The 19,280-nt window shown below is 70.3% G+C and carries 16 protein-coding genes; 6 read left to right on the top strand and 10 right to left on the bottom strand.

Annotated elements, in window-relative coordinates; all coding sequences use genetic code 11:
- Positions 1–52: 52 nt before the first annotated feature.
- Positions 53–1,816: a proteasome ATPase gene (gene arc / locus HCN51_RS18335; RefSeq protein WP_080037245.1), complete on the bottom strand. Its 1,764-nt coding sequence runs from the start codon at positions 1,814–1,816 to the stop codon at positions 53–55.
- Positions 1,817–2,020: 204 nt separating this feature from the next.
- Positions 2,021–2,872: a tRNA (adenine-N1)-methyltransferase gene (locus tag HCN51_RS18330; protein ID WP_080037244.1), complete on the bottom strand. Its 852-nt coding sequence runs from the start codon at positions 2,870–2,872 to the stop codon at positions 2,021–2,023.
- Positions 2,873–2,927: 55 nt separating this feature from the next.
- On the opposite strand from HCN51_RS18330, the gene HCN51_RS18325 reads away from it, so the two are divergent.
- From HCN51_RS18325 to HCN51_RS18315, 3 genes are all read left to right on the top strand, one after another.
- A complete protein-coding gene (locus HCN51_RS18325) occupies positions 2,928–3,995 on the top strand; it encodes a GNAT family N-acetyltransferase (RefSeq protein WP_168010770.1) in 1,068 nt (355 codons plus the stop codon).
- Between the two features lie 236 nt (positions 3,996–4,231).
- Complete coding sequence (locus tag HCN51_RS18320; RefSeq protein WP_168010769.1) at positions 4,232–4,735, top strand: hypothetical protein; 504 nt, start codon at positions 4,232–4,234, stop codon at positions 4,733–4,735.
- A gap of 213 nt (positions 4,736–4,948) precedes the next feature.
- Entirely contained in the window at positions 4,949–5,875 is a 927-nt protein-coding gene (locus tag HCN51_RS18315) for a sugar nucleotide-binding protein (RefSeq protein ID WP_168010768.1), read from the top strand.
- A gap of 281 nt (positions 5,876–6,156) precedes the next feature.
- On the opposite strand, the gene HCN51_RS18310 is transcribed toward HCN51_RS18315, so the two are convergent.
- Positions 6,157–7,611 (bottom strand): FHA domain-containing protein, encoded by a 1,455-nt coding sequence (locus HCN51_RS18310; protein WP_168010767.1) that lies wholly within the window; start codon positions 7,609–7,611, stop codon positions 6,157–6,159.
- A gap of 341 nt (positions 7,612–7,952) precedes the next feature.
- Positions 7,953–9,089 carry a site-2 protease family protein gene (locus HCN51_RS18305; protein WP_346433698.1) on the bottom strand — a complete coding sequence of 379 codons (1,137 nt, stop codon included), beginning with the start codon at positions 9,087–9,089 and terminating at the stop codon, positions 7,953–7,955.
- A gap of 115 nt (positions 9,090–9,204) precedes the next feature.
- On the opposite strand from HCN51_RS18305, the gene HCN51_RS18300 reads away from it, so the two are divergent.
- The 3 genes from HCN51_RS18300 to HCN51_RS18290 all read left to right on the top strand — a co-directional run bounded on the left by HCN51_RS18300 (position 9,205) and on the right by HCN51_RS18290 (position 12,380).
- Positions 9,205–10,065 (top strand): RecB family exonuclease, encoded by an 861-nt coding sequence (locus HCN51_RS18300; RefSeq protein ID WP_080037238.1) that lies wholly within the window; start codon positions 9,205–9,207, stop codon positions 10,063–10,065.
- 366 nt (positions 10,066–10,431) lie between these two features.
- Positions 10,432–11,700, top strand: coding sequence for a histidine kinase (locus HCN51_RS61385; RefSeq protein ID WP_168010766.1), 1,269 nt, complete (start codon positions 10,432–10,434; stop codon positions 11,698–11,700).
- The gene (locus HCN51_RS18290; protein ID WP_080037236.1) at positions 11,697–12,380 is read left to right on the top strand and encodes a response regulator; all 684 of its coding nucleotides are present in this window, start codon (positions 11,697–11,699) and stop codon (positions 12,378–12,380) included. Before HCN51_RS61385 ends, HCN51_RS18290 begins: the two co-directional genes overlap by 4 nt.
- A 104-nt stretch (positions 12,381–12,484) precedes the next feature.
- Here HCN51_RS18290 and HCN51_RS18285 read toward each other — a convergent pair whose 3' ends face one another.
- From HCN51_RS18285 to HCN51_RS18260, 6 genes are all read right to left on the bottom strand, one after another.
- A complete protein-coding gene (locus HCN51_RS18285) occupies positions 12,485–13,471 on the bottom strand; it encodes an ABC transporter ATP-binding protein (protein ID WP_240972957.1) in 987 nt (328 codons plus the stop codon).
- Positions 13,472–13,503: 32 nt separating this feature from the next.
- Positions 13,504–14,532: an ABC transporter ATP-binding protein gene (locus HCN51_RS18280; RefSeq protein ID WP_080037235.1), complete on the bottom strand. Its 1,029-nt coding sequence runs from the start codon at positions 14,530–14,532 to the stop codon at positions 13,504–13,506.
- Complete coding sequence (locus tag HCN51_RS18275; protein WP_155126616.1) at positions 14,529–15,542, bottom strand: ABC transporter permease; 1,014 nt, start codon at positions 15,540–15,542, stop codon at positions 14,529–14,531. Before HCN51_RS18275 ends, HCN51_RS18280 begins: the two co-directional genes overlap by 4 nt.
- 93 nt (positions 15,543–15,635) lie before the next feature.
- Complete coding sequence (locus HCN51_RS18270; protein WP_168010765.1) at positions 15,636–17,402, bottom strand: ABC transporter substrate-binding protein; 1,767 nt, start codon at positions 17,400–17,402, stop codon at positions 15,636–15,638.
- 57 nt (positions 17,403–17,459) lie between these two features.
- Positions 17,460–18,458: an ABC transporter permease gene (locus HCN51_RS18265; protein ID WP_080037232.1), complete on the bottom strand. Its 999-nt coding sequence runs from the start codon at positions 18,456–18,458 to the stop codon at positions 17,460–17,462.
- 275 nt (positions 18,459–18,733) lie between these two features.
- On the bottom strand, positions 18,734–19,225 hold the full coding sequence (locus tag HCN51_RS18260) for a cellulose synthase (protein ID WP_168010764.1): 492 nt from the start codon (positions 19,223–19,225) through the stop codon (positions 18,734–18,736).
- Positions 19,226–19,280 lie beyond the last annotated feature (55 nt).

Below are 19,280 nucleotides of genomic sequence, written 5' to 3'. Positions count from 1 at the left end.
GACGGAAGGGCCGGGCGGGGAGTGCCCGCCCGGCCCTTCCGATGAGAGGTTCTTACAGGTACTGGCCGGTGTTGGCGACGGTGTCGATGGACCGGCCGGCTTCGGTGCCCTGCTTGCCGGAGACGAGCGTGCGGATGTAGACGATCCGCTCGCCCTTCTTGCCGGAGATGCGGGCCCAGTCGTCGGGGTTGGTGGTGTTGGGCAGGTCCTCGTTCTCGGAGAACTCATCCACGCAGGCCGTGAGCAGGTGCTGCACCCGCAGGCCCTTCTGGCCGCTCTCGAGGAACTGCTTGATGGCCATCTTCTTGCCCCGGTCGACGATGTTCTGGATCATCGCGCCGGAGTTGAAGTCCTTGAAGTAGAGGACTTCCTTGTCGCCGTTGGCGTAGGTCACCTCGAGGAAGCGGTTCTCTTCGCTCTCGGTGTACATGCGCTCGACGACGCTCTGGATCATGCCCTGGATGGTGGCCTCGCGGGAGCCGGAGTGCTCCGCCAGGTCATCGGGGTGCAGGGGCAGGTCGGAGACGAGGTACTTGGAGAAGATGTCCTTGGCCGCCTCGGCGTCGGGCCGCTCGATCTTGATCTTGACGTCCAGGCGGCCGGGCCGCAGGATCGCCGGGTCGATCATGTCCTCGCGGTTGGAGGCGCCGATGACGATGACGTTCTCCAGGCCCTCGACGCCGTCGATCTCCGACAGCAGCTGGGGGACGATGGTGTTCTCCACGTCGGAGGACACGCCGGAGCCTCGGGTGCGGAAGATCGAGTCCATCTCGTCGAAGAACACGATCACCGGGGTGCCCTCGGAGGCCTTCTCGCGCGCCCGCTGGAAGACCAGGCGGATGTGCCGCTCGGTCTCGCCGACGTACTTGTTGAGCAGCTCCGGGCCCTTGATGTTGAGGAAGAAGCTCTTGCCGGACTGGCCGGTCTTCTCCGCGACCTGCTTGGCCAGGGAGTTGGCGACCGCCTTGGCGATGAGCGTCTTGCCGCATCCGGGCGGCCCGTACAGCAGCACGCCCTTGGGCGGGCGGAGCTTGTGCTCGCGGAACAGGTCGGCGTGCAGGTAGGGCAGCTCGATGGCGTCCCTGATCTGCTCGATCTGCCTGCCGAGGCCGCCGATCTCCTCGTAGGAGATGTCGGGGACCTCTTCCAGGACGAGCTCTTCGACTTCGGACTTGGGTATGCGCTCGTAGACGTAGCCGGAGCGAGGTTCGAGCAGGAGCGAGTCGCCCGCCCTGATGGGCTGGCCGACCAGCGACTCGGCCAGTCGCACGACGCGCTCTTCGTCGGCGTGCGAGATGACCAGGGCCCGCTTGCCCTCGTCGAGCAGTTCTTTGAGCATCACGATCTCGCCGACCTCTTCGTAGCCGAGTGCCTCGACCACGTTGAGTGCCTCGTTGAGCATGACCTCCTGGCCACGCCGCAGCGAATCGACGTCGACGGCGGGGCTGACGTTCACGCGGAGCTTGCGGCCTCCGGTGAACACCTCGATCGTGCCGTCTTCTCTGGCCTCCAGGAAGGTGCCGAAGCCGGATGGCGGCTGCGCCAGCCGGTCGACCTCCTCCTTGAGAGCGACGATTTGGTCCCTGGCCTCCTTGAGGGTTGCCACCAGGCGCTCGTTCTGGCCGGTCACGGCCGCGAGATTCGCCTGTGCCTCATGGAGACGCTCTTCGAGGACCCTGGCCTGACGGGGTGACTCGGCCAGCTTCCGCCTCAGCGCGGTGATCTCCTCCTGGAGGAAGGAGACCTGTGTTGAAAGATCAGCGACCTCCCGTTCGCGCTGCGCGGCTCGAGCCTCAGCATCATCGCGAGCTGCCACGCCCCGTCACCTCCTTCCCAGTCGAGGGCGACTACTAAGGACCTTACCTATCTCGGGCCCCTCCGTAACCTGGCCGGGCAGTGTTCGTCGAGTGACATTCAGTATTCGTTGAATAATCCCCAATAGTGCGTTTAATACTCCCAGCATATGAACACGGCGATCTGTTCCCGTGTCACGCACCAACGCACCCTCGTGGCCAAATTGTCATAGTTCTTCAGTGGTCCCCTTCGGTCGACGACGGCGCGGCGGCGGGGTCACGCCGTCGGCCATGCGGCGGGCGGTGACGAGGAACCCGGTGTGGCCGATCATCCGGTGATCGGGCCGGACCGCGAGCCCCTCGACATGCCAGTCACGAAGCAGGGTCTCCCACGCATGCGGCTCGGTGAAACACCCGTGATCGCGAATGACCTCCACCGTCTTGGACAACTGCGTGGTCGTGGCCACGTAGCAGCAGATCACGCCGCCCGGCGTGAGAGCCTTCGCCGCCGCGTCGACGCACTCCCACGGGGCCAGCATGTCGAGGATGACGCGGTCGACGTCCACCTCGTCGATCGAGGCCACCAGGTCGCCGACGACCAGGCGCCAGTTGTCCTCCATCGGGTCGCCGAAGAACTTCTGCACGTTCTTGCGGGCCACGTCGGCGAACTCCGCACGCCGCTCGTAGGAGGTGACGTGCCCGTCGGGGCCGACGGCGCGCAGCAGGAAGCAGGTCAGCGCGCCGGAGCCGACGCCGGCCTCGATGACGCGGGCGCCGGGGAAGATGTCGGCCATGCCGACGATCATCGAGGCGTCCTTGGGGTAGATGACGGCCGCGCCGCGCGGCATCGCCAGCGTGTAGTCCTGGAGGAGGTGGCGGAAGGCGAGGTACTGGGTGCCGCCGGAGGAGCGCACGACGGAGCCTTCAGGCTGCCCGATCAGGTCGCTGTGCGGGATGGCGCCCTTGTGGGTGTGGAAGACGCCGTCCTCCTTGAGCGTGATCGTGTGGCGCTTGTTCTTGGGGTCGGTGAGCTGCACCTGATCCCCTGCCTGGAATGGCCCATGCCTGCGGAAACCCATGGCGGCAAGGGTATAGGGCTTTTGAGCGCGTCCGGACGCACGATATCTATGGGGGATGCTCCCGCGTGACGTGCTTTCCTCCGGCGCTCTGATCCTGCGGCCCACGGCCGAGGGCGACGCCGAGGCGATCGTGAAGATGTGCGACGACCCCGTGACGGCCCGGTTCATGCCGCTCCTGCCGCCGTACGAGCCGGACCACGCCGCCGCGTTGTGGGCGGACGGCGGGGCGCACTACGTGATCACGGAGGGCGGGCGGGCGTCCGGCCTGGTCTGGCTGCGCCCGCCGGACCACTGGGGCGTGTCGAGCGCGGGGTTCTTGGTGGCGCCGTGGGCGCGGGGCGGGGGCATGGCGGCGACGGCGGCGCGGGCGGTGACCGACTGGGCGCTCGACCACGGGGTGCGCCGGATCGAGCTGCAGGCCGAGGTGGAGGACATCGACGGCCTGGGGGCCGCGTACCGGGCCGGGTTCCGCGAGGAGGGGCTGCGACGGGAGGCCAAGAGGCTGCGCGACGGGCGTTACGCCGACTACGTGATGTTCGCCCGGCTGCGGGGGGAGCCGGCGCCGGCGGTGGAGCCGTACCTGCCGCTCCTGGAGGGCGGCGAGCTGGGCGACGGCGTGGTCCGGCTGGCGCCGATGACGCCCGGCGACGCCGCCGACTACCACCGGATGATCACCGAGCCCGACGTGGCGGCGTACGCGGTGACGCCGCCGGTGACGCTGCGGGACGCCGAGCGGCGCTGCCGCTACACCGGCTACTGGTGGCTGTCGGGGCAGCGGGCGGAGCTGGCGATCAGGGACGCCGGCTCGGGGGCGTTCGCCGGGCACATCCAGCTCGCGCAGGTCGTCCCGGCGCTCGGGCAGGCCATGATCGGCTACTCGCTGCTGCCGGGCTTTCGCGGGCGCGGCTTCATGACGCGGGCCGTGGGGCTGCTGGTGGACTGGGCGTTCGCGCGCACGGCGCTGCACCGGATCGTGGCGGGCACCGACCCCGGCAACACGGCCTCGCACGCGGTGCTGGAGCGCACGGGGTTCCGGCGGGAGGGCGTGCACCGGGAGCTGCTGCCGCGCCCGGACGGCACGCGGGCCGACGACGTCCACTGGGTACGGCTGCGCCCCGCGTAGCTCCGGAAGGCCCGCTGGGGCGGCGGGAGCCTCCCGGGGGCGCTGGGACGGGGTCAAGGGATCACACGGATGTTGCGGCGGGTCCGCACCGCCGGCCCGAAATTGGCAAAAATCCTGATTTCCTGTTGAGGGGTAGTCAAGGGCCGCGTCGGGGGCGATAGTCAGGGCACCCGCAGGCGAGTTTCGCGCGATCGGGCTGCGCGATCTCGCCCCCTCCGCTCCGAGGGGATTCCGCGATGCCGTACAACCGTGTCGATGTCGCCATGCGCGAACTTCTCTCCGCCTTCTCCTGCCTGGAGGGCGCCGAGTTGCTGGGCCGGCTGGCGCGCACCGCCGCCGCCGTCGCGAGCGCCCCCTACGCGGGGTTCGTCCGCGTGGACGCGCTGCGGCAGGAGGCGTGCCCGGTGCACGTGCACGCGCCGCCCGGCGACCCGCTGCGCCTGCGGCGGTGGCTGGCCGAATCGGGGGTGCTGAAGGAACTGGCCGCCTCCCCGGAGGTGGTGCGGCTGGCGCCGGACGTGTCGATGGGCGAGCCGGGGTTCCTGGCCACACCCGTGCCGGTGGCGGCGCGCGACCACACGTTCCTGTGGGTCGCGGGGCGGGGGTTCTGCGACGGGGACGAGCATCTGCTCGGGCGGTTCGCGACGGCGGCGGGGCGGGCGCTGGAGGCCGCCAGCGGGTGCGAGGCGGCGGTGCGTCTGTTGCGGGGCGTACGGGCTTTCCGACCGGTGCCGCCGTGAGGGGGTGACTTCGATGCCGGCCGGATCGGGGCTTCCGGCCATCCGGTACGGTGCCGCATTCGCGGCGCGCCCGCTCCTTTCGCGACCCCGGCCTTCCCGAAGGATCTTCACCATTTACCGCACTGGGCGAGATATCGGCGCCATTTCCGGATAAGGCGGAATACAACCTTCACGGCCGCTCCCCCGTCGCCCGCTCCGGTAGCGTGAGGCGGCGTGAGAGTCCTCATCGTGGGCGGCAGCGGGTTCCTCGGCGGCGAGCTCGTACGGCGCTGCGCCGCCGACGGCCACGAGGTGGGGGCCACCTACCTGACCCGCCCCGGCTCCGCGCCCGCCGCGTGGCTGCGCCTGGACGTGCGCGACAGGCCCGCCGTGACCGCCGCCCTCGACGCCTTCCGGCCCGACGTGACGATCAACGCCGCCTACCGCCAGTCCTCCTGGGCCGTCACGGCCGACGGGGCCGCGCACGTGGCGGCGGGGGTGGCGCGAGCGGGCGGGCGCCTGGTGCACGTCTCCAGCGACGCGATCTTCTCAGGCGCCTCCACCAGCGCCTCCTCCGGCATCCCCCCAGGCACCTCCTCCGGCGCCTCCTCTGAGACCTCCTCCGGGGCCTCCTCTGGGGCCGGCTGGAGCTACGACGAGACGTGCCCGCCCGACCCGGTCACCCCGTACGGGGCGGCCAAGGCGGCGGCGGAGACGGCCGTGCGCGCCCTGCTCCCCGCCGCCGCCATCGCCAGGACCTCCCTCATCGTCGGCCACGGCCGCTCGGTTCACGAGACGCGGGTGCGGTCGCTGGCGGCGGGGACGCGCGAGGGGGTGCTGTTCACCGACGACGTCCGCTGCCCCGTCCACGTCACGGACCTGGCGGCGGCACTGCTGGAGGTGGCGGGGCGCGGCCTGACGGGCGTCCTGCACGTGGCGGGGGCCGACGCGGTGAGCCGCCACGAGCTCGGCGTGCTCATCGCCCGCCGCGACGGCCTCGACCCCTCACGCCTGCGCACCGGCCGCCGGGCCGACTCTGGCGTGCCAGGGCCGCTGGAGGTGCGGCTGGACTGCACGGCGACGCAACGCCGGCTGTCCACGCGGCTTCGGGGCGCCCACGAGTTCCTGGCACCCTCCGCCGTTCCTCATGACGCCACCTGAACGCCACCCGAACGACGCGACCCGAACGACGCCACCTGAACGACGCCACCTGGACGCGGCCCTGGCGCGCCGACAACCGCCGCCCTGCCGGCGGCGCGGTCCCCAGCGCGCACAGCGACGCATCGCCGCCGCGTCCGGGACGTCAGCGGGCGCGGCACACCGACGACCACGGCCTCGCAGGCCCGCCGCGGCCCCGTGCGTACAGCGCCGCAAGCCGTAGCGGCCGGGCGACGGCCCGTGCAAGGGACCGTCGCCGGGCGGGGGACGGCCGGGAAGGCCCGTTACCCCCGGTGCGCCTCGAAGCGGAGGGTGCGGGAGACGCCCACGCGGACCGTCGTGCCAGGGGCGATCGTGACGGGCTCGTTCGGGGGGATGTCGTAGAAGTTGGGGTCGCCGGGCGGCTGGATCTGGGTGCCGTTGACCGAGCCGAGGTCGACCAGGTTGACGTCCCACCCGTCGAGCGCCACCCGCAGGTGGCGGCGCGAGACCGAGCCGTCGGGGCTGGTGACCTTGGCGGGCCTGGCGGTGCCGCCGGCGACCTCGGGCGCCCGCTCGGGGTCGCGGCCGAGGAGGTAGTCGGTCTCGAGGGGCAGCGCGGTGCCGTCGTCGAGGATGAGGACGCCGAGCGAGGGCCGCGGCCCCTTGTAGGGGACGAGGGTGCGCTGCACGAGGGCGATGCCGCAGACGGCGCAGTAGGGCACGCGGGGGTCGTTGAAGTGGTCGTTCTTGCAGTCGACGCCGTAGACGAGCGGCCGGTCGCCGTGCTCGCCCTGCTGCTCCTGCGGGGGCGGGCCGGGGTGGTCGTACTGGTCGGGCGGGCCGAGCACGGGCGGCGCGGGCTGGTCGTAGTGGTCGGGCGGGCCCATGTGCTGCGGCATCGGCTCGCCGGCGCCGTTGCCGGCGGCGGGCAGGTCGTCGTAGGAGGGGAACTGCTGCTGCTCGGGCAGCGGCTGCGGCTCCTGCGCGGGCTGGTAGGGCGGCTCCTGCGGCGGCAGGTAGGGGGGCTCCTGCGGCGTGTGGTAGGCCGGGGGCTCCATGGGGGCGGGCTGGGGGCCGGAGGGCGGGCCGGGCGCGATGGGCGGCTGGTCGGCCATCGGGTACGGCGGGCGCTCGACGGGCTGCGACTGCGGCTGCGGCTGTGGCTGGGACGGGGGCTGCTGCTGGGGCTGCTGGACGAGGTCGGGCTCGAGGTGGAAGCCGGTGGCGGGCAGCTCGCTGGTCAGGAGCCGGGCCTGGGCGGGGGCGGCGGGCCGGGCGGGGAACTCGCCGGTGAGGTCGCTGACGAGGCCGCCGCCGTGCACGATGCCGCCGTCGAAGCGGACGGCGGGGTGGGGGCTGCCGGCGCCGGGCAGGCTGAGCTCGACGCGCTCGACGGGGCCGTTGACGAGCCGGTCGGCCCAGGTCAGGGAGTCGCTGCCGGCCAGCCGGGTCTCGCCGCCTGCGGTGGCGATGGTGGCGGAGGCGGAGCCGCTGACGAGGACGGCGACGCCGCCGCCGACGGGCCCGGCGACCGCGCAGGTGGCGGGGTCGGAGGCCATGTTGGCGGCGAGCACCTGCGCGGCGCGGCGGGCCAGCGCCCGGCCGTCGCCGCCGGAGGCGGCGGTCTCGCGCAGCGCCTCGATCAGGGCGTCGGCGGCCGACTCGGCCGAGTCGCACACGAGCAGCAGCCCGCCTTCGTAGGCGACGAGACCGTTTCCAGGAAGCGGACGCACCACTCCGAAGCCTTGGTCGGTCATGCGTCCTCCCTCATGACGACCGTGCTGCGCTCATTGGTGCCCTCGCTGCGCTCGGTCACTCAACTCTCCTCCCCGGAAGCCGGCGTTGTTACGGCACCCGCACTGCCGTGCTGGCCACCAGCCATACGCATACCCAGACGGCGAGGCCGTGTCGCGGCCCCGTCGTCTCGATTCGGTGAACCGGTGGACCGCAACAGACCCCTCAACTGTGCAAGTTTGGCCAAACAGAACACTATCGGCCAGTCGTGGCATCGCAGAAATCGCGGGGGTTGGCTCCGGGTCACCCGAAACTGCTGGACACGACCCTATCGAGGGGTCGCCGGTTAAACGAGTGGGACAAATCAGACGCCGATGAAAACCCGGTTCACATCGGCGGTGGAGAGCACACCGTAGATCTCCCCACCGGGCTCGACCAGCAGGTACTCGCTGCCCGGCGCCTCCCGCATGGCCTCGATGAGTGGCTCTCCCGACAGGCTCGCGTCGAGCACCATGCGGGGCTCGATGGTCTTGGCGAGGGAGCCGGTGTTCACCCAGGGGCGGCGGTGCTCGGGGGTGGCCTGGACGGCGGCCTCGCTGACGATCGCCACGGGCCTGCCCTCGTGGTCGACGACGACGAGCGCGCCGGCGTGCTGCTCGGCGGCCTGCCGCAGCGCCTCCGACAGGGGCGTCTCGGCGGTCACGGGGATCGCCCTGCGCGCCAGGGCGCGCGCGTTCACCTGCGGGATCCTGGCCCTGATCTTGGCGGCGCGCAGCGACTGGCCGGCGCCCATCCAGATGAACGAGGCCAGCACCAGCGGCCACACCAGGCTGGTGGGATCGACGTCCTGACCGCTGGAGAAGGCGCTGGCGATCGGGAAGATCACCAGCAGCGCGGCCAGCACCCGGCCGCCCCACGCCGCCACGACGGTGCCGGAGCCGGGGTTGCGGGTGATCTTCCACACGCCGGCGCGCAGCATCCGGCCGCCGTCGAGCGGCAGCCCCGGCAGCAGGTTGAACACGCCGACGATGAGGTTGGCGACCCAGAGCTGCCAGGTGAGCACCTCCAGGATGCCGCCGTCGTCGATCAGGTAGACGTCGGCGGCGAGCCCGAGCCCGGCCAGGCCCAGCGACAGCGCGGGCCCCGCGGCGGCGACCATGAACTCCTTGCCCGGCGTGGGCGGCTCCTTCTCGATCTCCGACACGCCGCCGAGGAGATAGAGGGTGATCCTGCGCACCGGCAGCCCGTACGCCTTGGCCAGCACGCTGTGGGCCAGCTCGTGCAGCAGCACCGAGACGTACAGCAGCACCGCGAACAGGAACGCCACCCCGTAGGCGGCGAAGTCGTCGAGGTGGGGCAGCATCTGCCGCATCTGGGGGCCGAACATGACGGTGATGAACGCCGCCACCAGGAACCACGTCCACGACACGTACACCGGAATGCCGAACGGCTTCCCCATCCGGATGCCGGAGGACCCCTGCCGCGGGCTCTGCTCGCTCACCGCACTCCTTGAACGTCCATTACGTGCTGTTGCTGCCTTGATGCTACGCGCCGGATCACCTCTGCCTCGTCGCGCGGAGGTTATTCTGTCGGGGTCTTGACCTAGAGTGCGGTGCATGACATTGACCGAGCCGGTGATCATCGGAGCTCTCTCCCCGTCCCGGGCGGGCGATTTCATGACGTGTCCGCTGCTCTACCGCTTCCGCGTGATCGACCAGCTCCCCGAGAAGCCGTCGCCCGCGGCGGTGCGGGGCACGGTGGTGCACGCGGTGCTGGAGCGCCTCTACGACCTGCCGGCGCCGCGCCGGTCCGTGGAGGCGGCGCTGGAGCTGCTGGGCCCGCAGTGGGAGCGGCTGCTGGCTGACGATCCGCAGTACGCGCAGATGTTCGCCGACGAGGCGGAGCAGGCGCAGTGGCTCGGGCAGGCGCAGGAGATGCTGCGCCGCTACTTCACCCTGGAGGACCCGACGCGGCTGGAGCCCGCCGAGCGGGAGCTCTATGTCGAGGCGGTCCTCGACGGCGGGCTGATGCTGCGGGGCTACGTCGACCGGCTCGACGTGGCGCCGACCGGCGAGGTGCGGGTCGTCGACTACAAGACGGGCAGCGCGCCGGGGCCCGACTTCGAGGCCAAGGCGCTGTTCCAGATGAAGTTCTACGCGCTGGTGCTGTGGCGGCTGCGCGGCAGCGTGCCCCGGCTGCTGCAGCTCGTCTACCTGGGCGGTCAGGGCGAAGTGCTGCGGTACGCGCCCGACGAGGCCGACCTGCTGGCCACCGAGCGCAAGGTGATGGCGTTGTGGGCGGCGATCGAGCGGTCGCTGGAGACGGGCGAGTGGCGGGCCCGGCGCAGCCGGCTGTGCGACTGGTGCGACCACCAGGCGCTGTGCCCGGAGTTCGGCGGCACGCCCCCGCCGGTGCCCGACCGCCAGCCGGGCGACACGATCCGCAGCAACCGCCGCGCGGCCACCGACGAGCTGTAACGCCCCCGGGCCGCACGGGCACTCGGGCGCGGCCCCGATCCGGCCGGGTCACCGGCCGCTGGTCGCCACACCGCGCCTTTGCGGGCAGGCGGCGCTCCGCGCGCGGCAGGCATGCGAGCGATCCGCGCTCCGCAGGCGGACGGGCGTTTCGCGCGGCGTACGAGGCCGGGCTGCGCAGAACCCGCCGGGAAGGCGGACGGCCGCTTCGCGTGCGGCAGGCGGGTGGGCGCTCCGCGTGGCGGCGGAGGCCGGGCGGTGGTCCACGGGCTGCTGCCGGCGGCCTCTCGTTCTTGAGGGTGGGGTGGGGGGCGCTAATCCTCCCACGGGAGGAGGTTCCGGGCTCTCACCTGGTCTTACAGTGAAGCGGTGCGCATAGACCGGAGCAGCCTCCACGACACGGTGCTCGCCGGGGTGGTGGCGGCGGCGTCCGTGGCGCTGTTCGCGCTCTACGGGCCCGATCGTCTCCAGGCGGAGGGCATCCCGGTGGAGGGGGTCAGGCCGCCGGACCTGCTGGGGGCGTTGCTGCTGGTGGTGGCGTCGGTGCCGGTGGTGGTGCGGCGGCGCTGGCCGCTGGCGGGGTTGTGTGCGGGGATGGTGCCGGAGACGCTGCTGACGGCGCTGGGCTACGGCCTGGGCATGTCGGGTCTGGCGGGGATGGTGCTGTTGTTCTCGGTGGCGTCCTACCGGGGGCTGGCGGTGGCGCTGGCGGGGCTGGTGCTGTCGCTGGTGACGTACGTGGCGGGCATCGTGTCGAGCCCGATCAGGGCGGGCACGGTCAGCGAGTACGTCGTGACCGCGGTGGTGCTGGTGGCCGTGTGGGGGGCGGGCCGGAGCCTGCGGCTGCGCCGGGCGTACCTGGAGGAGCTGAAGGACCGGGCGGCGCGGCTGGAGCGGGCGCACGCGGCGGACACGCGGGCGGCGCGGGCGGAGGAGCGGTCGAGGATCGCGCGCGAGCTGCACGACGTGGTGGCGCACCATGTGAGCGTGATGACGGTGCAGGCGGCGGCGGCGCGGCGGGTGCTGGCCGCCGATCCGGACCTGGCCAGGGAGGCGTTGTCGGCGATCGAGCACACGGGGCGGCTGGCGATGACGGAGATGCGCAACATCGTGGGCGTGCTGCGGACCGACACGGGGGCGGGCGCGCGGGCGGAGCTGGGGCCGCAGCCGGGGGTGCGGGACCTGCCGGCGCTGGTGGAGCAGATGCGGGAGGCGGGGCTGCCGACGCGGCTGCGGGTGGAGGGCGCTCCGGTGCCGTTGCCGGCGGGCGTGGATCTGGCGGCGTACCGGCTGGTGCAGGAGGCGCTGACGAACAGCCTGCGGCACGCGGGCGCGGGGGCGGAGGCGGTGGTGACGGTCCGGTACGAGCCGTACGAGCTGGATGTGCGGGTGCGTGACGACGGGAAGGGTGCCGCTACCCAGGGCGGGAAGGGTGCCGCTACGCAGGGCGGGAAGGGTGCGGGGCCGCAGGACGGGAAGGGCGGGGCGGCTCAGGACGGGCCGCCGGCGACGGCTGGGCATGGATTGGTGGGCATTCGCGAGCGGGTGGCCCTCTATGGTGGAATCCTGAACATCGGTCCGCTACCGGGGGGCGGTTTCGAAGTGCGGGCGAGGCTCCCGTTGAAGGACGGCCAATGACGATCAGAGTGCTGCTGGTGGACGACCAGCCGCTGCTGCGTACCGGTTTCCGACTGATCCTCGAGGCCGAGCCCGACATCACGGTGGTGGGGCAGGCCGGCGACGGCAAGGGCGCTCAGGAGCAGACGCGGGCGCTGCTGCCGGACGTGGTGCTGATGGACATCCGCATGCCGGGGGTCGACGGCATCGAGGCGACCCGCCGGATCGTGCGGGAGGCGGCGCCGTCGGCGCACGTGCCGAAGGTGCTGGTGCTGACGACGTTCGACCTCGACGAGTACATCGTGGAGGCGTTGCGGTCGGGCGCGTCGGGGTTCCTGCTGAAGGACGTGCCGCCGGACGAGCTGGTGCAGGCGATCCGGGTGGTGGCGGCGGGCGATGCGATCGTGGCGCCGAGCGTGACGCGGCGGCTGCTCGACCGGTTCGCGACGCGGCTGCCGTCGGCGTACGAGCAGGCGGCGCCGGCGCGGCTCGACCGGTTGACGGAGCGGGAGCTGGAGGTGCTGCGGCTCATCGCGAAGGGCATGTCGAACGCGGAGATCGCGGCCAAGCTCGTGGTGAGCGAGACGACGGTGAAGACGCACGTCGGCAACGTGCTGACGAAGCTGGGGCTGCGGGACCGGGTGCAGGCCGTGGTGCTGGCGTACGAGACGGGCCTGATCACCCCGGGCGCCATCTCCTGACGCCCTCTGACGCCCACCGGGCGGCCATCTCCTGACGCCCTCTGATACCCGCCGGGCGCCGTCTGCGGGCGCCCGGCGGCGATCCGATCCGATCCGGTCCGGGGTCAGCCGGCGGCGGCGGGTGTCTGCACCGCCTGCTGCGGGGCGTTCTCCGGGAAGTGGCAGGCCACCCGGTGGCCGGAGGCGAGCTCTTCCAGCGGCGGCTCGACCTGTTTGCAGATCTCCTGCGCCTTCCAGCAGCGGGTGTGGAAGCGGCAGGCGGGCGGCGGGTTGAGCGGGCTGGGCACGTCGCCGGTCAGGCGGATGCGCTCGCGTTCCTTGCGGCTCTTGGGGTCGGGCACGGGCACGGCCGACAGCAGCGCGTTGGTGTACGGGTGCATGGGCGAGTCGTACAGCCGTTTGCGGTCGGCGATCTCGACGATCTTGCCGAGGTACATGACGGCGACCCGGTCGCTGATGTGCCGCACCACCGACAGGTCGTGGGCGATGACGACGTAGGTGAGGTCCAGCTCGTTCTGCAGGTCTTCGAGCAGGTTGACGACCTGGGCCTGGATGGAGACGTCGAGCGCGGAGACGGGCTCGTCGGCGATGATCAGCTTGGGTTTGAGCGCGAGGGTGCGGGCGATGCCGATGCGCTGCCGCTGGCCGCCGGAGAACTCGTGCGGGTAGCGGTTGTAGTGCTCGGGGTTGAGCCCGACGAGGCCGAGCAGGTCCTGGACGGCTTTCTTGATGCCGTGCTCGGTCTCCACGCCCTGGATGCGGAACGGGGCGCCGACGATGGTGCCGACGGTGTGGCGGGGGTTGAGCGACGAGTACGGGTCCTGGAAGATCATCTGCATGTCGCGGCGGAGCGGCCTGAGCTTGCCCTGCGCCATGTGGGTGATGTCCTCGCCCTCGAAGACCACCTTGCCGGCGGTGGGCTCGAGCAGGCGGGTGACCAGGCGGCCGGTGGTGGACTTGCCGCAGCCGGACTCCCCCACCAGGCCGAGCGTCTCGCCCTTGAACACGTCGAAACTGATCCCGTCGACCGCCTTGACGGCGCCGACCTGCCTTTTGAACAGGCCTTTGGTGACGGGGAAGTGCTTCTCCATATTCTGGACGGAAAGAAGCGGCTCGTTCTCGCTCACTGCGTCTCCAGCGCTGGCTTGATCTCGTTGTCCCAGAGGGCTCGCCGTTCGGCCCGGTCGAGGTGGCAGCGCACCAGGTGGCCGCCCTCGGTCTCGAGCAGGGCGGGCACCTCGGTCCTGTCCTTGCCGCCGGTCTTGTCGGCGTACGGGCAGCGGGGGTGGAAGGCGCAGCCCGGCGGCACGTTGATCAGTGACGGCGGGGAGCCCTTGATCGGCAGGAGGCGCTCGGTGGGCTCGCGGTCGAGGCGCGGCATCGAGCCCAGCAGTCCCCAGGTGTAGGGGTGTTCGGGGCGGTAGAAGATGTCGTCGGCGGTGCCGTACTCGACGCACTTGCCGCCGTACATGACGAGGATGTCGTCGGACAGCTCGGCGACCACGCCGAGGTCGTGGGTGATGATGATGAGCGCGGAGTTGAACTCGCGCTGCAGGTCGCGCATGAGGTCGAGGATCTGGGCCTGCACGGTGACGTCGAGCGCGGTGGTGGGCTCGTCGGCGATGAGCAGCTCGGGGTCGCACGACAACGCCATGGCGATCATGGCGCGCTGGCGCATGCCGCCGGAGAACTCGTGCGGGTAGGAGTCGACGCGGCGCTGCGGCTCGGGGATGCCGACGCGGCCGAGCATGTCGATGGCGTGCTTCTTGGCCACGGCCTTGGAGACCTTGTGGTGGATGCGGTACGCCTCGATGATCTGGTCGCCGACGGTGTAGAAGGGGTGCATCGACGACAGCGGATCCTGGAAGATCATCGCCATCTTCTTGCCGCGCAGCCCGCGCACGTGCTCCTGGGAGGCGCCGACGAGCTCTTCGCCGTCGAGCCAGATCTCGCCGGAGATGTTGGCGCCCCTGCCTTTGTGCAGGCCGAGGATGCCGAGGCTGGTGACGGACTTGCCGGACCCGGACTCGCCGACGATGCCGAGCGTCTTACCCCGTTCGAGGCTGAACGTCAGGCCGTCGACGGACTTGACGAGGCCGTCGTCGGTCGGGAAGTGGATCTTGAGGTCCTTGACCTCCAGAAAGCTGCTCACGTCAGCCTCACCCTCGGGTCCACGACCGCGTAGAGCAGGTCGACGATCAGATTGGCCACGATGATGAAGGCGGCCGCCACCAGGGTGACGCCCATGACCTGGGGCAGGTCGTTGCGCTCGATGGCGTCCCTGGCGTACTTGCCGATGCCGGGCAGCGAGAACGTGCTCTCGGTCAGCACCGCGCCGCCGAGCAGCAGGCCCAGGTCGAGGCCGAACATGGTCAGCACCGGGGTGAGCGTGGCTCTCAGCCCGTGTTTGACCACCACGGCGCGCTCGGGGAGGCCCTTGGCCCTGGCTGTTCGGATGTAGTCCTCGCCCATGGTCTCGAGCATGCCCGCCCTGGTGAGCCGGGCGTAGCCGGCGGCGTACAGGAAGGCGAGCGTGATCCAGGGCAGCATCAGGTTGTTGGCCCAGGTGAGCGGGTCCTCGCTGAACGGCACCCAGTCGGCGACGTCGCCGACGAGGCCGAGCTGGTCGCGGAAGATGGCCAGCGACACGATGCCGGTGAAGAAGATGGGCAGCGACACGCCGGCCAGAGCGATGCCCATGGAGAAGCGGTCGAAGAAGCTGCCGCGCCGCAGCGCGGACACCACGCCGGTGGCCACGCCGAAGACGACCCACACCACGGCCGCGCCGAGCGCCAGGGAAAGCGTGATCGGTATGCGGTCGAGCAGGTCGGGCAGGACCGGGTTCTGCGTGACGTACGAGTAGCCGAGGCAGGGCGCCGGGCACAGCTCGACGCCGGGACCGTAGTTGCGCTCCACGCCGACGAAGATGCCCTTCACGAACCGCCCGTACTGGACCAGGAGCGGGTCGTAGAACCCCAGCCGGATCGCCGTGTCGTGGATGACCTGCTCGTTGGCGGCCTTGCCGACGTATCGAGAGGCGAGGTCGTCAGCGGACATCCCAGCGAGCCGAGGCACGAGGAAGAAGATGGCGAACGTCGCGATGCTCACCACGAAGAGCAGCATGACGGCCGCTATCAACCGTCTGAGAATGTATGTGAACACTGATCTCGGCCATGGCGGCCGGGCCTCGTGAGCCCGGCCGCCGAAGCCTTCACCTGCTTTCGACGTACGTATCCGGCGGGGTCGCCTGACCTGTTACTGGGTGCTCAGCGTGAGGTACTCGTACATGCCCCAGTTCTGGCTGACGAAGACGTTCTTCAGCGTCGGCGGCCGGTAGAACAGGCCGTGCGCCCAGACGTAGGGGAGGATGTATGCCGAGTCCATGACCTGCTTGTCGACCTGCGCCCAGATGGCGTTGCGCTTGGTGGCGTCGGTCTCCGCGGCAGCCTGGTCGATGAGCTCGTCGATCTTCGGGTCCTTGACGCTGAGGTTGGTGTTACCGGCGTCGCGGATGACACGGCTGTCGACGATCTGCTGGAAGAAGCCGAAGCCCTCGGGGTAGTCGGCGCCCCAGCCGTAAACCATGAGGCCGAGGTTGTTCTTCTTGGCGAAGTCGGGCTTGCCGGCGTACAGCTTGAAGTAGTCGCCCTGCGGGTAGCCCTTGATCTCCAGCTTGATGCCGACGCGGCCGAGCGACTGCTGCAGCGACTCGGCGGTCAGCTTTTCGGCGGCACGCTCGTTGCGGTAGGAGATGGTGGTGCTGAAGCCGTTGGGCTGGCCGCAGGCCGCCAGCTCCTCCTTGGCCTTCTCGACGTTGCCGGTCGGGTTGGCCTCGACGCCGTACGGGTCGATCTTCTGGTAGCCGGTCATCTTCGACGGCATGAGGCTCAGCGCGATGTCGCCGCCGGCGTCGGGGCCGCCGTAGGCGCCCTGGAGCGCGGAGCGGTCGGCCGCGTACATCACGGCCTTGCGGCAGTGGATGTTGTCGAACGGCTTGACGTCACCGTTGATGTTGGTGAACCAGGTCCGGTCGATCGGGGCCGAGTCGGCGTACTGCTTGACCTTGGGGTCGGTCAGGACCGTCTTGCGGGCGTTGGCCGCGACACCGGTGCTGTTGACCTTGACGTCGATCTTGCCGGACAGCAGTCGCTGGTCGAGGTCGTCCTCGTTCTGGCCGAGCAGCACCTCGATGGAGTCGTTGAGCTGCTTGCGGTTGGGGTCGGTGGCCGGGTCCCAGTTGGGGTTCTTGACGAGCTCGATGCGCTTGGTGAGCTCGTGCGCCTTGAACATGTAGGGGCCGGTCGAGACCGGGTGCTCCTTGTACTTCGAGCCGGTGTCCTTGGCCTCCGGCACGGGGGCCGTCTGCGGGAGCATGGCGAAGTAGTCGAAACCGCCGTAGGCCTTCTTCAGGTGGAAGACGATGGTGTAGTCGTCGGGCGTCTCGATGGCCTTGAGGTCGTCGAGCTTGCCCTTCATCTTGTACGGGCCGGTGTAGCCCTGCAGGTCAAGCCAGTCATTGAAGTAGGTCGGGCCGCTGGGCAGGATGTCCTTGTCCAGGGAGCGGGCCACGGCGTACTTGACGTCCTTCGACGTCACCGGGGTGCCGTCCTCGTACTTGATGCCCTTGCGCAGCTTGTACGTCCACGTCTTGCCGCCGTCGGTGGGCTTGCCGAGGTCCTCGGCCAGGTCACCGACCAGCTGCAGACCCTCCTCGCCCGGCACCGGCTTGAACATGGTCAGCGCGCGCGTGTAGAGGCGGGCGAAGTTCCAGGCGTAGCCGTAGTACATGTCGCCCGGGTCGACCGAGTCGAAGTCGCCTGGCATGCCCATGTGGAGGGTGCCGCCGGTCTTGTCCGACGGGTTGACGACCTGCGTGACGCCCGCGTTGTACTGGCTGGCGGGCTTCTCGTCACTGCCGCTGCCACCGGTGCTCTTGCTGCCGCCGCCACCGCCACACGCGGAGACGATCACGGCGAGAGCGGCGGTCATCGCCACTGCCGACGCCTTGGATCGTATCTTCATCGACCTGACACACCCCTTGTTTCTAGGAGTTGAGAACTTGCTGAAAACTCACGAGGGCTATCGGGCCTTGGGATCGAAGGCGTCCCTGAGGCCGTCACCGAGCAGGTTGAACGCCAGCACGGTGATGAAGATCGCGAGACCGGGGAAGATCATGAAGTTGGGCGCCACCTGGTAGTTGTGGACGGCGTCCGACAGCATGCCTCCCCACGTGGGAGTCGGCGGCCGCACGCCCACGCCGAGGAAGGACAGCGCGGCCTCGAACAGGATGTTCGAGGGGATCAGCAACGTCGAGTAGACGAGGATCGGCGCCAGGAGGTTGGGCAGGATCTCCTTGAACAGGATGGTGTGGTTGCGCGCGCCCAGGCTCCTGGACGCGTCGACGAACTCCCGCTCGCGGAGAGACAACGTCTGACCTCGGATGATACGTCCGATATAGGGCCAGTTGAAAAACCCGATGATGAACACCAGCAGGCTGATCCTGAGCGTGTCACCCGACATGCCGAAAGCCTTGTCGGGGATGACCCCGGCCAGCGCCAGCGCGAACACCAGCAGCGGGAACGCCAGGAAGATGTCCATGAGCCGGCTGATGATGGTGTCGACCCAGCCGCCGAAGAAGCCGGCGATCATCCCGAGGACCGTGCCGAGCACGACACACAGCAGCGTCGCGAAGAACGCGATGAGCAGCGAGATGCGTGCTCCGTACAGGACGCGGCTGAACAGGTCGCGGCCGGAGTCCGGCTCCACGCCGAACAGGAAGTCGCTGCTGATGCCTCCGAAGGTGCCCAGCGGCGCTCCGATGGAGGGGTCGAGCTTCTCCCGGTGCCACTCGGCCGGCGGGTGCCCGAACCACGACACCAGCAGCGGCGCGAAGATCGCGACGAGGATGAGCAGCAGGATGACGATGCCGCCGATCATCGCGATGCGGTCGCGCCTGAGGCGCATCCAGGCGATCTGCCCCAGGGAACGCCCCCGGATGACCGAAGTCTCCGCCCCCTCAAGAACGGTCTCCGGCCCGGCTTCGATGGCCGATCCCGGAACATCGAGCGGTGCGGTCATGCCAGTAGCCCCCTGGATTCCAGACGACGTCGTCCGTGTCGGCGCCGCGACCCGATCAGGGTAGGCGCCCCAATGTGCTGGGACCACGTGTCGCGGTCTCAGGAGGCAGAATCTATGGCCTGAGCTGGTATGACCAGTCCCTCAGAGCTTGCTGTGGCTCAACTGTGATTGACGCGAAACGGATTCGTATTGATCTTGAAGAGATTGTCTACGAGTCGTCCCGGTTACGTCTCGGATCTGTGACACAACCGGTGGGGCCCCCGTGACCTGTGGTGTCAGCTGATGCCGCGCCGCTTGAGCAGCTCCTCGATGTCGGAGAAGTCGTCGTCGCCCTTGGCCGCCGGCTTCGGCGCGACGGCGGGCTTCTGCGGCTTGGCCGCGGCGGCGGCCGGACGGGCGGCGGCGCCCTGCGCGGGCGGCGCGGCGTCGTCCTTGCCCTTCTTCCTGCGGCCGAGCGACAGCTTCCGGCCGCGCATCACGCCCGACACCACGAACAGCACCACCGACAGGCCCGCCACGGCCACACCGGCCCACACGGCCGGGTTGAACACCAGGCTGGTCACGAAGCCCACCACGGTGGTGCCGATGGTCCACAGGGCCTGCAGCGCGCCCGTGAGATAGGCCGCCACCGGCAGCAGCGCCCACGCCGTCACCCGCATGCCGGCCGCCGCTCCCCTGCGGCGGAACGCCAGGAACGCCAGGGCCAGCCCGGCGATCGTCACGCCCGCGCACAGCGGCAGCCAGGCGATCTGCTCGAAGTTACCCATGTCGCCGCCCCCTCGTCATCGCTCGTGCCCTCCATCCTGGCACGCTGAGGCTTTT

The organism is Nonomuraea composti (genome assembly GCF_012034275.1).
Lineage (GTDB): Bacteria > Actinomycetota > Actinomycetes > Streptosporangiales > Streptosporangiaceae > Nonomuraea > Nonomuraea composti.
This window is presented reverse-complemented; position numbering and strand designations above follow the sequence as displayed.

Excerpts from the sequence above, each read along its gene's own strand:
- HCN51_RS18310 (WP_168010767.1), bottom strand. The coding sequence starts at position 7,611 with ATGACCGACCAAGGCTTCGGAGTGGTGCGTCCGCTTCCTGGAAACGGT.
- HCN51_RS18270 (WP_168010765.1), bottom strand. The coding sequence starts at position 17,402 with ATGAAGATACGATCCAAGGCGTCGGCAGTGGCGATGACCGCCGCTCTC.
- HCN51_RS18290 (WP_080037236.1), top strand. The coding sequence starts at position 11,697 with ATGACGATCAGAGTGCTGCTGGTGGACGACCAGCCGCTGCTGCGTACC.
- HCN51_RS18300 (WP_080037238.1), top strand. The coding sequence starts at position 9,205 with ATGACATTGACCGAGCCGGTGATCATCGGAGCTCTCTCCCCGTCCCGG.
- HCN51_RS18285 (WP_240972957.1), bottom strand. The coding sequence starts at position 13,471 with ATGGAGAAGCACTTCCCCGTCACCAAAGGCCTGTTCAAAAGGCAGGTC.
- HCN51_RS18320 (WP_168010769.1), top strand. The coding sequence starts at position 4,232 with ATGCCGTACAACCGTGTCGATGTCGCCATGCGCGAACTTCTCTCCGCC.
- HCN51_RS18325 (WP_168010770.1), top strand. The coding sequence starts at position 2,928 with ATGCTCCCGCGTGACGTGCTTTCCTCCGGCGCTCTGATCCTGCGGCCC.
- HCN51_RS18265 (WP_080037232.1), bottom strand. The coding sequence starts at position 18,458 with ATGACCGCACCGCTCGATGTTCCGGGATCGGCCATCGAAGCCGGGCCG.
- HCN51_RS18330 (WP_080037244.1), bottom strand. The coding sequence starts at position 2,872 with ATGGGTTTCCGCAGGCATGGGCCATTCCAGGCAGGGGATCAGGTGCAG.
- HCN51_RS18260 (WP_168010764.1), bottom strand. The coding sequence starts at position 19,225 with ATGGGTAACTTCGAGCAGATCGCCTGGCTGCCGCTGTGCGCGGGCGTG.